The organism is Pseudoalteromonas sp. CO109Y, assembly GCF_004208935.1.
Taxonomy (GTDB): domain Bacteria; phylum Pseudomonadota; class Gammaproteobacteria; order Enterobacterales; family Alteromonadaceae; genus Pseudoalteromonas; species Pseudoalteromonas shioyasakiensis.
The window spans coordinates 297,378-312,509 of record NZ_SGPD01000027.1; the positions used below are offsets into that span (position 1 = coordinate 297,378).

At 41.5% G+C, this 15,132-nt stretch carries 12 protein-coding genes; 8 read left to right on the forward strand and 4 right to left on the reverse strand.

From position 1 onward, the window contains the following. The first annotated feature begins 7 nt into the window (after positions 1-7). Entirely contained in the window at positions 8-3,217 is a 3,210-nt protein-coding gene (locus EXT43_RS11165; RefSeq protein WP_130166998.1) for a PilC/PilY family type IV pilus protein, read from the forward strand. A 153-nt stretch (positions 3,218-3,370) separates the two neighbouring features. After that, the gene (locus EXT43_RS11170; RefSeq protein WP_058585466.1) at positions 3,371-3,796 is read left to right on the forward strand and encodes a type IV pilin protein; all 426 of its coding nucleotides are present in this window, start codon (positions 3,371-3,373) and stop codon (positions 3,794-3,796) included. 6 nt (positions 3,797-3,802) lie between these two features. Here the strand turns inward: EXT43_RS11170 and EXT43_RS11175 are convergent, their stop codons facing one another. Together EXT43_RS11175 and EXT43_RS11180 are read right to left on the reverse strand one after the other, a co-directional pair. Then, on the reverse strand, positions 3,803-4,342 hold the full coding sequence (locus EXT43_RS11175) for a GspH/FimT family protein (RefSeq protein WP_130166999.1): 540 nt from the start codon (positions 4,340-4,342) through the stop codon (positions 3,803-3,805). Positions 4,343-4,414: 72 nt separating this feature from the next. Then, positions 4,415-4,963, reverse strand: a complete 549-nt coding sequence (locus EXT43_RS11180; protein WP_130167000.1) for a GspH/FimT family pseudopilin — start codon at positions 4,961-4,963, stop codon at positions 4,415-4,417. Between the two features lie 137 nt (positions 4,964-5,100). On the opposite strand from EXT43_RS11180, the gene EXT43_RS11185 reads away from it, so the two are divergent. Continuing rightward, complete coding sequence (locus EXT43_RS11185; protein ID WP_054551748.1) at positions 5,101-5,439, forward strand: P-II family nitrogen regulator; 339 nt, start codon at positions 5,101-5,103, stop codon at positions 5,437-5,439. A gap of 95 nt (positions 5,440-5,534) precedes the next feature. Here the strand turns inward: EXT43_RS11185 and EXT43_RS11190 are convergent, their stop codons facing one another. Further along, a complete protein-coding gene (locus EXT43_RS11190) occupies positions 5,535-6,293 on the reverse strand; it encodes an outer membrane protein assembly factor BamD (protein ID WP_054561898.1) in 759 nt (252 codons plus the stop codon). A gap of 129 nt (positions 6,294-6,422) precedes the next feature. Between EXT43_RS11190 and rluD the strand changes: the two genes are divergently transcribed. The 3 genes from rluD to clpB all read left to right on the forward strand — a co-directional run bounded on the left by rluD (position 6,423) and on the right by clpB (position 10,803). Next, on the forward strand, positions 6,423-7,400 hold the full coding sequence (gene rluD / locus EXT43_RS11195; protein ID WP_058585463.1) for a 23S rRNA pseudouridine(1911/1915/1917) synthase RluD: 978 nt from the start codon (positions 6,423-6,425) through the stop codon (positions 7,398-7,400). A gap of 5 nt (positions 7,401-7,405) precedes the next feature. After that, a complete protein-coding gene (gene pgeF, locus EXT43_RS11200) occupies positions 7,406-8,128 on the forward strand; it encodes a peptidoglycan editing factor PgeF (RefSeq protein WP_063530031.1) in 723 nt (240 codons plus the stop codon). Positions 8,129-8,226: 98 nt separating this feature from the next. Beyond that, positions 8,227-10,803 (forward strand): ATP-dependent chaperone ClpB, encoded by a 2,577-nt coding sequence (gene clpB, locus EXT43_RS11205; RefSeq protein WP_063530032.1) that lies wholly within the window; start codon positions 8,227-8,229, stop codon positions 10,801-10,803. 59 nt (positions 10,804-10,862) lie between these two features. Here the strand turns inward: clpB and EXT43_RS11210 are convergent, their stop codons facing one another. Further along, positions 10,863-12,410, reverse strand: a complete 1,548-nt coding sequence (locus EXT43_RS11210) for a methyl-accepting chemotaxis protein (RefSeq protein WP_063527434.1) — start codon at positions 12,408-12,410, stop codon at positions 10,863-10,865. Positions 12,411-12,802: 392 nt separating this feature from the next. On the opposite strand from EXT43_RS11210, the gene gshA reads away from it, so the two are divergent. Together gshA and EXT43_RS11220 are read left to right on the forward strand one after the other, a co-directional pair. Beyond that, the gene (gene gshA, locus EXT43_RS11215) at positions 12,803-14,377 is read left to right on the forward strand and encodes a glutamate--cysteine ligase (RefSeq protein WP_130167001.1); all 1,575 of its coding nucleotides are present in this window, start codon (positions 12,803-12,805) and stop codon (positions 14,375-14,377) included. A gap of 136 nt (positions 14,378-14,513) precedes the next feature. Next, positions 14,514-15,122 carry a hypothetical protein gene (locus tag EXT43_RS11220; RefSeq protein WP_054551741.1) on the forward strand — a complete coding sequence of 203 codons (609 nt, stop codon included), beginning with the start codon at positions 14,514-14,516 and terminating at the stop codon, positions 15,120-15,122. Positions 15,123-15,132: the final 10 nt, after the last annotated feature.

Below are 15,132 nucleotides of genomic sequence, written 5' to 3' on the forward strand. Positions count from 1 at the left end.
AAAAGTGATGAATTTAGAAAAAATAACTCAACGTATACTGCTAACTTCTTTAGCAGTGTTTAGTTTTTTGGGTCACGCTGAAGATATTGAATTATATGTCAATCACAATGCCAATCTAGATGAAAAACCTCGGGTTCTTATTGTTTTTGATACCTCAGGTAGTATGGCTTTTTCAACTAGTTCAGGTAACAGTTGTGGCTTCTCAAATGGTTTATACATTCCATGTTCAGATAGTCGTTTAGGCGTTGCGCAAGATGCTATCACTAAACTGGTTGATGGTAACGATGATATCGATTTTGGCTTAATGCGTTTTAATAGCACCAATGGTGGCTATGTGCTTGCTGGCATTGGGTCAGATATATCTGCCTTAAAGACTACAATTGCGGGGCTGCCAGCCGATGGCGGGACACCACTGACTGAAACACTATGGGAAGCTTACCTATATATAACAGGGCAAAGCCTTTTCTACGGCGAAAAAGTTAATGCCGCACTTCGTGATACCACAATAGAAAGAGGAACGCCTTATACGACATCCGTTAAGGTGTGCTCAGGTAAGGGGTGGAGAAGAGTTTGTTGGTACGAGCCACGCATTGAATATACCTATTCATATATTTCACCGTTTGATAACTCAGAAGAAGTAAAGCGCTGTGATAACTCAGTCAACGTAATCTACATGACTGACGGTGACCCGTCAGCGGGTTCTGATAATGAACAAGACTCTAATATTAGTGCGTTACACAATTCGTATTTTGGTAGTTATTTAAGTGATAGCGATAAAATTGCCGGAGTGTATTTACACAAGCTTGCAAAGATTATTCACGGTACTGATGATGTTGAAGTTGATTTAAGGCCAACGACGACAGACATTCACGAAACAGGTCGTGTCTATACCATAGGTTTTGGTTCTGGAATGAGTGATAATGGTAAGCGCTTACTATCAGAAACAGCAGCTGAAGGTGGCGGTAAGTACCTACATGCCAATACTGCAGAGCAACTTTCTGAAGCCCTTAAAAATACGATTACTCAAATTCGAGAAGTGAACGATACGTTCACGGCACCATCTATAGCAAGTAACAATGTTGACCAAACACGCAGCCGCGAATCAATTTATTATGCGATGTTTTATCCTAAAACAGGGGCTCGTTGGCGCGGAAATCTGAAAAAGCTAAAAGTATCTGGCGATCAAATTATCGATAGAGATGGTAAACCTGCTTTAAATGAAGATGGTTTAATCGATAAAGACGCTAAAACTTTTTGGCTGCCTAGTGGTGAGAGCGCTGATGGTAATTCAGTTGAGTTAGGTGGTGTAAACCTGTATTTGTCTAACTCTTCTAGCGTGCCAAATGAAGGGCGTAAAGTACTGACAAATGTCAACGGTCGCATGCTTAACTTTACCCGTTATCGGGTTGTATTCCATTACGGGACTATAGACAAGGCTGCCGTTGATTTTGAAGCTGATCCGGATGAAGTTGAAGATCTTATTAATTGGTCAAGAGGTCTTGATGTTGATGATGAAGACAAAGATGGATCGACAACGGATTCACGTAAAGACATATTTGGTGATCCGCTGCACTCAAAACCTGTAACAATTGATTATGGTAATGATGATATCCGAGTTTTAATAGGCACTAATGCCGGTTACTTGCACATGTTCCAAGATAAAAATGATGTGCTAAGTGAAAGCTGGGCGTTTATCCCCAGAAGCTTGTATAAAATAATAAAGCCACTTCGTGATAACCAAGCAGATACCAAGGTTTATGGTGTTGACGGGCCAATCTCAGTATTCTTTGATGATAAAAATAGTGATGGAGTAGTAAATGGCTCAGACCGAGTTTGGGCATTCTTTGGCTTAAGACGCGGTGGAAATTACTACTACGGACTCGACATAACTAACCCAGACTCGCCAAGTCTACTGTGGGATCAACCAATTGTAGGTGGCACAGGCGACTTTAAAGAATTAGGGCAAACTTGGTCTAAACCTACAGTGACGTATGTGAATCTAGACGGTTACAAAGATAGACCAGTGCTTATTTTTGGCGCGGGTTATGATACAAACAAAGACAATGTTATTCGTACAGACGACACTCATGGACGTGGTATTTTTATTGTTGACGCGCAAACGGGTAAAAAAGTGTGGGCATTAACGCCGAGTGAGAATAGCTTTTTAGGTAAGCATAGTATTGCATCAGATATTAGTATCTTAGATTCTGACTATGATGGCTATATTGATAGGCTATATGCAACGGATACAGGCGGTGATGTGTGGCGTGTTGATATGCCTTCTGACAGCCCCACAGATTCAGAAAACCCCTGGACACATTTTAAATTAGCAAGCTTAGGGAGTGCACTTTCAACCCAAGATCGCCGCTTCTTCTATAAGCCTTTGATTGCAAGAACTATGTTCAGCAAAGTATCAGAAACGGCCGTCAATGGTGAAACAGTAACTACACGAATTGATACGCCATTTGATGCTGTGCTAATAGGCAGTGGTAATCGCTCTAAACCAACGGGCACTGTTACCAACGATCAGTTATTTATGATCCGTGATATCAATACGGTAACTCAGCCATTCCTTGGTAGTGATGTACCCGCAGCAATTACACAAGCAGACTTGATGAATATGGATTCTGATCCATTTGGAAATGCACTGGACGACGTTGATAAATTTACTGACTTAGAAATTGAGTTAGGTGAGTATCACGGTTGGTATTACAATTTAGCTTCTGCAGGTGAAAAATCCCTTGCAGCAAGTACAGTTATCGGTGGTGTCGCTTATTTCACAACCTATACACCAGCTTCATCTACAGAAACAGCGAATCAGTGTTCACTAACTGGTGGTTCAGGAAGTTTATACGCTTTCCACTTACATTACGGTACAAAAGTGTATGACAGCTTGAAATTTACTACCTCGAATGATGTTCCTGATACTCCTCAACTTTATTTTGGTGTAGGTGACAGCTGTGTTGATGGTAATAGCGATGGTTACTGTGATGACAACACAGATGAAAAGGTTAAAGAGCAAAGCCAGTTTTTAACCATTGGTCCAGGTATCAAAGGTGAGCAAAATCCACTGAAAGTACAAGAGATCCAAGGTCCAGGTTTAGTTATCGAAGATGGTAAAATTAAACTTGTAAGTGATGCAGTACCTATTGGCTTTGGCTTTAAAACACAACAAACTTTCATTTATAAGCAAGAGCGAAACGATAATAGCCAATAAAACACTAAGTGACTGCTCTGCCTTACATGTTAAGGCAGAGCATGTGGTAGCTATTTAAATACTCGCCTTAATTGCATAATTATTGTTAGCCATCTAAGATAAGAACAAATAGAGGTAATTCCTCTAAAAAACAATTATATAGGTTTTTAAAATATGAACTTTATAAGAACAAAGAGTCATAATGGTTTTACGCTAATCGAGCTGATGATTACTGTAGCTATCTTGGGGATCATCGCTAGCATTGCTATTCCTAGTTATTTTGAGCACGTAAAACGTACCGCTCGAACTGAGGCAATTACTTCGTTATTAGATGCAGCTAATAAACAAGAGCAATACTTTGTCGATAACCGAGAATATACAAGCACAATTGCTGATTTAGGTGTTTCTACGACAACAGAAAGTAACTTTTATACCATTAGTGTTAAGGTAGATAATGATGCAGGTACATTTACATTTAAGGCAACACCTAAATCTGGCCCACCATTACAAGATGCTGAATGTGAAACATTGTCTATTTCTGATACAGGTTTAAAAACGTCAACAGGTTCTGCTGACTCAAGCACCTGTTGGGGTAAATAAGCTTTATTAATTATCAGTTTGGCACCTATCTGTATCAATTAATCTAACTCGGCCTATCGGACTGACCCTAATTGCAAGCCCTTTGAGGCTTGCTTTACTATATTCTGGGCAGTAGGTAAAAGTGCCATTGCCTAATCCCATCGGCATACCCGCAGGGCTAAACGTAACTGCATGACGCTGGTACGTCAGCATGTCGAACTTACTTATTGCTTCGATTTCCATTAGTTTAGTATCACCACTTTCAAATACACCTAGTTCGCCTTTGTCTACAAAAACGGTTAACGATTTGTGCCATATAGCTTTGTTGCATCTGTTGTGTTTTAAGGCGCAGAAGGTGACATAGGCATCATTTGTTTGCGCTTTTAGGCGAGTAAACTGCAGTGCTCTTTTCACCGTTTGCATGTTGCTTTCTAAACGGTTTGTAGCCAGAAGTGGCTTATATTCAAATAAGGCGATATGCAGCAGGAGTGATAAAATTGATAGCACTAAGAGGCTTTCAATTAACGTCGCCCCATTGAGGCTGCGCAGAGTTGTAAATGCCTTCATCCTTGAAGACTCCAAATTTGCGACTGTTTATTTAACTATAATTCGAGAGTGTGGGCTGTCAATTTACCAAGCTTAATTACAGACATCTGTCGTAGTACCAATATATAAAGCAGTCCCTGAGGTAAGTACTTCTAGTTGTTTGTTATTATCGTCATCAGCTTTTGAAGGGCAGTAAGTGAACTTTCCTTGACTTGACGTGAGCATACCGCTGGTATCAAAAATAATAGAATTATCTCCAGTGAAATTTAACTGACTGCTTTCTGGAACTTCTTCCATGACTCTTAAAATGATATCGCCAACTCTTGGGTTATAAACGCCATTTTGATTCGAATCGAAAAAGACGAATACAGTACCTTGGCTCCAATCGTTTAAACATGGAACTCGTCTGTTACTTTCAACTCTTGAAGTGTTGCCACTACAAACAACAATAATTGCATCACTACTTGTTGCTTTTGCGCGTGCAAAACTGAGTGTGCGTTTTAACTCTAACAAATAGCTCTCTGCACGGTCATTTTCAAGCATGTCTGAGCTATCCCATAGTGCTATCAGTGCAACGATACCCACAATGGCAAGCGTGACCATTAGCTCTAATAATGTAAAACCCCGTTGTAATGATTTCATTGTTGTCTCTATTTTGAATCACTTTGTTTAATAATATCATGATTGCTGATTTAATCACCGTAATTCATAGCTTTGTTTGCCATCAGCAATGGGATTGTCTAAAATCGAGGCAATCGAGAAATAATAAGTAATCCGAAATGAAAAAAATCGAAGCAATTATTAAACCATTTAAGCTTGATGATGTGCGCGAAGCATTATCAGATGTGGGCATCACAGGTATGACGGTAAGCGAAGTAAAAGGCTTTGGCCGTCAAAAAGGACACACCGAGCTTTATCGCGGTGCTGAGTATATGGTGGACTTTTTACCTAAGGTAAAATTAGATATCGTATTAAGCGATGAAGATGTTGACCGTGCTATCGATGTTATCGTTAAAACATCGCAAACAGGTAAAATTGGTGACGGTAAAATCTTTGTCACTGACGTTGAGCGTGTCGTACGTATTCGTACCGCTGAAGAAGATGAAGACGCGATTTAATTCCAACTGAAACTCGCACCTTGAGGTGGTTTGGGTATATTCAACCGCAAACATTAAAAAAGGCGCCTAAGGCGCCTTTTTTCTTTTAGTCTATTTTAACGCTTGTTAGCTTCTCGCGTTGCTTTAGCATGTTCACTTAGCTCAGGTAAGCCAAGCTTGTTATAGCTTTTTTCCATGATCTCCAGTGCTTGATCAAGGTAGCTGCTTTGTGAGTAGTGCTCAACCACATATTTACCACGGTTTGCTGCAGCAAGGTACGCCTCTCGCTCATAGTAGTATTCTGCAACTTTTAACTCGTAGCGCGCCATTTTATTCAGTAGCCACACTAAACGCTTTTTCGCTTCTGGTGCGTAGGCACTGTTAGGAAAACGTTTTAAAAGCGTTGATAAATCAGTAAATGCGACACGAGTACGGTTTGCATCTCTGTCGGCACGGTCTACACCAAAATATTCTTGGAATGCGTTTTCATCCGCTTTGATATTCACCAAGCCACGCATGTAGTACATGTAATCCAAATCTTTGTGGTTTGGGTTTAAACGAATGAAACGGTCGATAGTTGCGAGTGCTTGTTCAGTATTACCTGCTTGATAATGCGCAAACACTAAGTCCATTTGTACTTGTTTTGATAGAGGACCAAAAGGGTAGCGAGAATCAATAGCACTTAATAGCTCAATTGCACGCGCATATAAGCCAGAATCTAATGTTTGTTTTGCATCTTCATATAAAGCTTGCGCAGATTTATTAGGAACGCGTTGGATATCTTCTTGATCTGGTGCTGATGAACAGGCACCTAAGCCAAGTACAGATACTGAAAAAACTATGGCGAACGCACGTTTCCCTATTTTATTTATCATTTTATTTCTTACCTTCGATGTCTTCGGCTAGGCCAAGTGAGGAAAACCGAGTAAACTATACGTATTATATTAAAGCGATTCTAACCCAGTCGAGCACAGCTTGCACTGGTAAATTGGGTAAAGTTACTAATGTCAGAGCAAATTTCTCTCCAAGCCGAGGTTCCAATTGACCTTGGCGGTAAACGTCTAGACCAAGTATTAGCGCAATTGTTCCCTGATTATTCTCGTTCACGTATAAAAACGTGGATTTTGGATGATAAAATCACTGTAAACGGCGAAATATTAAACACACCGCGCGAAAAACTTCTCGGTGGCGAAGTGGTGAGTGTAGAAACAACCATCGAAGCCCCTCGTGAATATGAGGCACAAAATATCAAATTAAACATCGTTTATGAAGACGATGATATTTTGGTGATCAATAAACCTATGGGATTAGTAGTACATCCAGGGGCGGGTAACCCAGATGGCACGGTATTAAATGCTTTGCTACATCATTACCCTGACATCATTAATGTGCCTCGTGCAGGTATTGTGCATCGTCTAGATAAAGACACCACAGGTTTAATGGTCGTGGCGAAAACAATTCCGGCACAAACACACCTAGTATCTGCATTACAAAAGCGTGAAAACTTCACCCGTGAATACGAAGCAATTTGTAACGGCACAATGACAGCTGGTGGCATGGTTGAAAAACCAATTGGTCGTCATGCGACAAAGCGTACTCACATGGCCGTGCATGAAATGGGCAAACCAGCTGTGACGCATTACCGTGTTGCAGAAAAATTCCGTGCACATACACGCCTACGTTTACGCCTAGAAACAGGTCGTACTCACCAAATTCGTGTACACATGGCTTATTTAAATCACCCATTAGTTGGCGACCAACTGTATGGTGGTCGTCCGCGCCCGCCAAAAGGTGCTACACCTGAGCTGTTTCAAATGCTACGCGACTTTAAACGCCAAGCATTACATGCTGTAAAGCTATCAATTGCGCACCCAATCACTGGTGAGCTAATGACTTGGCAAGCGCCAATTCCAGATGATATGGCAGCTATGACAGAAGCTTTGCGCGCTGATACTAAAGCAAACCCAAATATCGAGTTTTAAGCGTTATGATCACACCAGCATGGACTGCCCCAAACACTGTTAGCGCGCTGAGTACCACCCGACAGGGCGGGGTTTCGGTTGCACCCTTTGATAGTTTTAATGTGGGTTTACATGTTGGTGATGATGAGCAAGCCGTGCTTGCAAATCGCGCGTTACTTACAAATCAGCTGCCAAACCCTGCTGTGTGGTTAAACCAAACACATAGCAGCGATGTAGTCGTAATTGATGAGCAGTCTGACTTAAGCCAAGTACGCTCTGCTGATGCGCTTTACACACGTTTAATAAAGCAGCCGCTGGCGATAATGACCGCAGACTGTTTACCAGTATTGCTTTGCTCGAGTTCTGGGGATGAAGTCGCCGCTGTCCATGGTGGCTGGCGTGGTTTAGCGCAAGGTATATTGGCAAACACGGTTTCGCACTTTCAAGCGCCAGCAAGCGATATTATTGCTTGGTTAGGCCCTGCTATTGGTCCTTTACAATTTGAAGTCGGGCAAGAAGTTAAAGAGTGTTTTTGCTCACAAAACCCAGAGCATCAACAAGCTTTTACAGCCAAACATGAAAAATACATGGCTGATATCTATTTATTAGCACGTCAGCAATTAGCACAATTAGGCGTGGTCAAAATGTATGGTGGTGAGCACTGTACTGTTACTGAAAAATCACAGTTTTTCTCTTATCGCCGTGACGGACAAACAGGCCGTATGGCGAGCTTGATCTGGCGCAATTAATACGCCTTTTTTGCGATTAAATTTTCTTCTTTTACTTGAACAAATCACTAAGCATACCCATTAATTAAGCAATTAGATTTTTTAATAGGTAAACCCTTATGCGTTTAGATAGATTTACAAGTAAATTTCAATCTGCGCTTTCAGATGCGCAGTCATTAGCACTTGGGCGCGATCATCAATTTATTGAGCCTGTGCATTTAATGTATTCATTGCTTCAGCAAAATGGTTCAAGTGTGCGTGCGTTACTTGCACAAGCAGGCGTCAGTGCTGATGAGTTAAATACTAAGTTATCCCAAGAAATCGAGAAACTGTTTAAAGTTGAAGGTATTGGTGGCGATGTTCAGCTGTCAAATAACCTGATTTCATTAATTAACTTATGCGATAAATATGCTCAAAAACGAAAAGATAAATTCATTTCGAGTGAGTTGTTTGTTCTTGCCGCGTGTGATGATAAAGGCCCTTTAGGCGATATTTTTAAAGCGCTGAATATTACTTCTAGCAAGATCGAATCTGCAATTGAAGCCATTCGTGGTGGCCAAAAAGTAGAAGACCCAAATGCTGAAGAAACTCGTCAGGCATTAAAAAAATTCACCATCGATTTAACTGAGCGAGCAGAGCAAGGTAAGCTTGACCCTGTCATTGGCCGTGATGACGAAATTCGTCGTACTATCCAAGTATTACAACGCCGTACTAAAAATAATCCGGTGTTAATTGGTGAGCCGGGTGTAGGTAAAACAGCGATTGCTGAGGGCCTTGCACAGCGTATTATCAATGGTGAAGTACCTGAAGGCTTAAAAAACAAGCGAGTATTATCGCTCGATTTAGGTGCTTTGGTTGCTGGTGCTAAATACCGTGGTGAATTTGAAGAGCGTTTAAAATCAGTATTGAATGAACTTGCCAAAGAAGAAGGCCAAGTCATCCTCTTTATTGATGAAATTCATACTATGGTAGGCGCAGGTAAAACAGACGGAGCAATGGATGCGGGTAATATGTTAAAGCCTGCACTTGCCCGTGGTGAGTTACATTGCGTGGGTGCTACAACTCTTGATGAGTATCGTCAATACATTGAAAAAGATGCGGCACTTGAGCGTCGTTTCCAAAAGGTGTTTGTTGATGAACCATCGGTTGAAGACACCATTGCGATTTTACGTGGTTTAAAAGAGCGTTATGAGCTGCATCACTCAGTTGATATTACCGATCCGGCCATTGTTGCTGCGGCGCAGCTTTCGCATCGTTACATTAGCGATCGCCAATTACCAGATAAGGCAATAGATTTAATTGACGAAGCAGGTTCTTCAATTCGTTTGCAAATTGACTCAAAACCAGAGTCTTTAGATAAGCTAGAGCGTCGTATTATTCAGTTAAAACTGGAAGACAATGCGTTGGCGAAAGAAAAAGACGAAGCGAGTCAAAAGCGCCGTACCGAAATGCAAGAGCTGATCACTGAACTTGAAGCGCAATACCGCGAACTAGACGAAGTGTGGAATGCTGAGAAGGCCTCACTGCAAGGCACGCAAGTAATCAAAGCAGAACTTGAGCAGGCACGTCTTGATTTAGATGTGGCGCGCCGTGCCAGCGATTTACAGCGCATGTCTGAACTGCAATATGGTCGTATCCCTGAACTTGAGCGCAAACTCGACCTTGCTTCACAAGCAGAAATGCAAGAAATGAGCTTACTTAAAAACCAAGTAGGTGAAGATGAAATCGCTGAGATTTTATCGCGTTGGACAGGTATTCCGGTATCGAAAATGCTGCAAGGCGAACGTGAAAAGCTACTGCAAATGGAAGATCAATTACACCACAAAGTGATTGGTCAAGATGAAGCTGTTGTAGCTGTTGCAAATGCAATTCGTCGTTCTCGCGCAGGGCTTGCTGATCCAAATCGCCCAATCGGCTCATTCTTATTCTTAGGCCCAACAGGGGTGGGTAAAACTGAGCTGACCAAAGCACTAGCCAGCTTCATGTTTGACACTGAAGATGCCATGGTGCGCATTGATATGTCGGAGTTTATGGAGAAACATTCGGTGGCACGTTTAGTCGGTGCACCTCCGGGTTATGTTGGCTATGAAGAGGGTGGCTATTTAACTGAAGCTGTACGCCGTCGTCCGTATTCCGTCATTTTATTGGATGAGGTCGAAAAAGCGCACCCAGATGTATTTAACATCTTACTGCAAGTGCTTGATGATGGCCGCTTAACGGATGGTCAGGGCCGTACCGTTGATTTTAAAAATACCGTGATCATCATGACCTCTAACTTGGGTTCAGATATTATCCAAGAGCAAGCAGGTTCAAATGATTATGCGACGTTAAAAGAAAAAGTGATGGGCGTATTAGTCAGTCAGTTCCGCCCTGAGTTTATTAACCGCATTGACGAAACCGTGGTATTCCATCCACTTGCGAATGAGCACATTAAAGAAATTGCTGACATTCAGTTAAGTAAGCTACGTGAGCGATTAACAGAAAAAGGCTACATTCTTGAAGTTACGGATGCAGCTTTAGACCGTATCGCTGAAAGTGGTTTTGATCCTGTGTATGGGGCAAGGCCTTTAAAACGTGCTATTCAACATACCATTGAAAACCCATTAGCACAGCGCCTGCTCGGTGGGGATTACCAACCAGGTGCCATCATCCATATTGATGCTGATGAGAATGGACTTGTTTTCTCGAGTCGCTAATTAGCCCCAAAAACAAAAGCCGCGTCATTTATGATGCGGCTTTTTTGTATCAGTTAAGTTTAAACTTTAAAGGTTAACAGCATATCGTTAACTTTGCGTGAGCCTTCAACAAGCCCCGCTGCATCTTTAGCCACGTTGTAGCTAAGCTTTAAGTTCTCTTCGCTGTGTCCTTTAATGCTTTCTACATTTTCGCGTATATCGGTGCTGACAACTTGTTGTTCCTCAGCAGCCGTCGAAATTTCAGTTGCAAGGCCTGATATTTCATCAATTTGCGCGAAGATGCTCGCAAGCTCCGTTTGAGTGTGAGCAGTCGTATCAACACAACTATCTGCTTGTGCTTTAGTTGATTGCATCACTTTAGACCAGCTAAATAACGTATCTTGGATCTCTTTAATTGAGCTGTGAATTTGTGCTGTCGCATTTTGAGTACGTGAAGAAAGTGCGCGTACTTCATCTGCTACAACCGCAAAACCACGGCCATGCTCACCGGCACGTGCTGCTTCAATTGCTGCATTCAGCGCTAATAAGTTTGTTTGTTCAGCAATGCCTTCAATCTCACTCATTACTTGGCCTATTTTGTCGGCTTCACTAGCAAGAGAATTAGCGGTAGTGGCTGCTTGCTCTACTTGGTTAGCTAGATCAGACACCATGCTGCTATTATCTTCAATATGCAGTTTGATATCGTTACAGCTTTGGTAAGTGGTTTTAACCTTATCAGCAGTGTGATGGGTATTAGCTGAAATCTCGCCAATAGTGGCACTCATTTGTGTCATTGCCGTAGCAATATCACTTAAACGTTGACCTTGTGCAGCAATACCTTGCTCGGTGAGTGACGATTGTTTATCTAAGTTGGTAGCAATGTCTTTGAATGAGTATGTAGAGTCTTTAACACGGCCCAACACAGTTCTAAGCTTAGCGAACAACATTTGCTGATTATAGGCAGCAATACTAAATGGATGAGAGCCTGAATATACATAACGTGATACTGAATCAAACTCTGCACGTTGCTGCTTTAAGTTGCTTGGCGTAACAACGAGTTCGTCATAATTTAACGCAAAAAGTAGTGCTACAAGGACACATGCGGTTAAAGCAACCATCCATGAGGTGGTCATTGCTAACCCAACAATACCTGCAACCAATAAAATCGCAGACACTATTTGTCTAAGTGAAATATTCTCACGAAATGATGCGATAGATTTTCCATCATTAATTTTAGTGTACAGTGCCATCGCACGGGTTTTTAATTGCTCAGATGGTTTGGTACGCACTGATTGATAGCCAACTAATTGGCCATGTTCATAAATAGGCGTAACGAACGCATCGACCCAATAGTAGCGACCATCTTTACAGAGGTTTTTTACCATGCCACGCCAAGAGTGGCCCTCTTTAAGTTTTTCCCACATCTCTTTAAATGCCGCTTTAGGCATATCTGGGTGGCGTACAATATTATGATTTTTTCCGAGAAGCTCTTCTTCGGTGTAACCTGCTATAGTACAAAATTCCTTATTTACGTATGTGATTACACCGCGTAAATCTGTGGTAGAGACAAGCTCTTGATTATCTGAGTATGTCACTTCTTGATTGACGATTTCTTGCCCACGACGCATATGAGTCCTCGAAATATACTTTTTTATGGTGTGCGGATTATAGTCTCAGAAAAATGTAAGGGAAGGGGGGACATAGTGTTAACTGTGAAACTTTTAATAATTTCATCTTCCCTTTGATCTAAAACAATATCTTGCCTGAATTATTATGTTTAGCCTCATTCTTTTATATTAGTTAAAAGGTCTAATATCCTCAAGGAAAAAGCCTAAATTGTATTTTTAACCGTTTTAGCAACAATGAAGTGCCACCAAAGCAATTGTATATTGTGACTCACAATGGCAAGATTGAGCTTCAAGTGTATGGGTAAATAATGAAACTGATATTTCTGACTTGAGTAATTGTTTTTTGCCCCCATACACTTAGGATTACAGCCACGCGGCTCGAGGAAGCATTTTTGATAAAACATGATTTAAATAAAACGCTAGAAGCGTTAACGGCACAATTTCCTAACGCAATTAATGGGATTCAACGTGGTATCGAGCGAGAAGCATTAAGGATAAAACCAAGTGGTGTTATCTCACAGCAAGGTCATCCACAAGGCGTTGGTAGCGCTTTAACGAATGATCATGTCACCACTGATTTTTCAGAATCATTATTAGAATTTATCACGCCGGTTAGTACATCTGCAGAGCAAACACTCGCGCAGCTAAAAGACTTGCAAAAGTTCACCTTATCGCAGATGGACGATGAGCTGTTATGGCCGATCAGTATGCCATGCTTTATTGAACATCAAGATGACATTGTACTCGCACAGTTTGGTGACTCAAACATTGGCCGCATGAAAACACTTTATCGTGAAGGCTTAAAGAACCGTTATGGTAGCATGATGCAGGCCATTGCCGGTGTGCATTTCAATATCTCTTTCCCAGAGAGCTTATGGCAAAGCCTGTATAGCTTAAACGGCAACCAAGGTACATTAGCTGAGTCTATTTCGAATGGCTATTTAGGGCTTATTCGTAACTTTAAGCGTGAGCTTTGGTTGATCAGCTTTTTATTTGGTGCATCACCAGCATTATGTAGTTCATTCTTACAAGGGCGCGAAACTGATTTACCATTCAAAAAGCTAGGTAAAGGTACTCTTTATTTAGAAGTGGGCACAGCACTGCGTTTGGGTAACCTTGGTTACACTAACAGTGCACAATCGTCTTTACGTGTTATGTATAACTCACTCGAAGAATATGTAGCAGGCTTAAAAGAGGCGATTCATACACCATCAGATATTTATGGTCATATAGATGACTACACGAGTGCTGAGCCAAAGCAGTTAAATAAAAATATTCTGCAAATCGAAAACGAGTTTTACTCGCCAATTCGTCCTAAGCGCAATGCAGCATCGGGCGAAACACCAACCGATGCATTACTTCGCGGCGGTATAGAATACATCGAGGTACGTGCGCTTGATGTTAACCCGTTTAGCGAAACGGGTATCGATTTACAACAAATTCGTTTCTTAGACGTATTCTTAACTTATTGCTTATTAAATGACTCGCCAGAAATGGATTGGCAAGAGCAAAAGTTAAGCACCACTAACCTTGATGCGGTTGTCAATGAAGGTCGAGACCCAGAGCTTTTACTTAACAAGCAGGGTGAGATGGTGCGTCTAACAGATTGGGCTGAGACAATTTTTACTCAGCTATCTGAAGTTGCTCGTTACATGGATAATGCATATGGCGTGAGTTATTACAGCGAAACCATAGCTGAGCTTGCAACTTGGGTGAACAATCCAAGTAAAACTTTCTCTGGCAAATATGTTAGTGCGCTGGCAAAAGAGAACCAAGATAATGGTCACTTCGCTTTAGCACTTGCACAGCAGTACAAGCAAAGCCACCTTGATGCTGATTACCAATTTTATGATCAAGCATTTTTGGCAAAGCAAGCGGCTGACTCTGTACTTAAAGAGCGTGAAGTTAAAGCAGCAGATAGTGTATCTTTCACTGCATTTTTAGATGACTATTTTGCTAAAGCTTAGTATTGTGAAGGCATAAAAAAACGCAGCCTAGGGAGGCTGCGTCAAAGATTCTTCAGGGATGAAACAATGCTATACTGCTGCATTCATAAGTTCAGACTGACCTGATGAGAAAAAGTTCAGCGAGATCCATAAAAAAATGAAAAAAAGTATAATTATTTTATCGCTGGCCGCATCTTTGGCTGGTTGTGCAACGGCTCCCCCTGAGCAACCTCATGATATATGTAAGATTTTTGAAGAAAAACCTGACTGGTATTACGATGCTCGTGATGCACAAGAAAAATGGGGTTCGCCAAAACATGTGCTAATGAGCATGATGTATCAAGAAAGCTCATTCCGCCATGATGCAGCGCCACCAATGGAATATTTCTTGTGGGTTATTCCAATCGGACGTGCTAGCTCTGCATATGGCTACTCTCAAGCAAAAACCCCAACATGGTCAGATTACATTCGTGAAACAGGTAACAGCGGTGCAGACAGAGATGATTTTGATGATGCTATCGACTTTATGGCTTGGTTCGTTTACAAAACTCATAAAGTAAATGGTATATCGAAATGGGACGCCTACGCGCAGTACCTAAATTACCACGAAGGGTGGGGCGGCTATAAGCGAGGCACTTATAAAAGTAAAAAATGGCTAATGAGCGTTGCTAATAAAGTTAAACATCGAGCTAGCCGCTATGGTGCACAACTTAAAAAGTGTGAAGCCGATTTAGACAAAAACTGGTTTGAACGCTTATTTAGTTAATGCATAAATA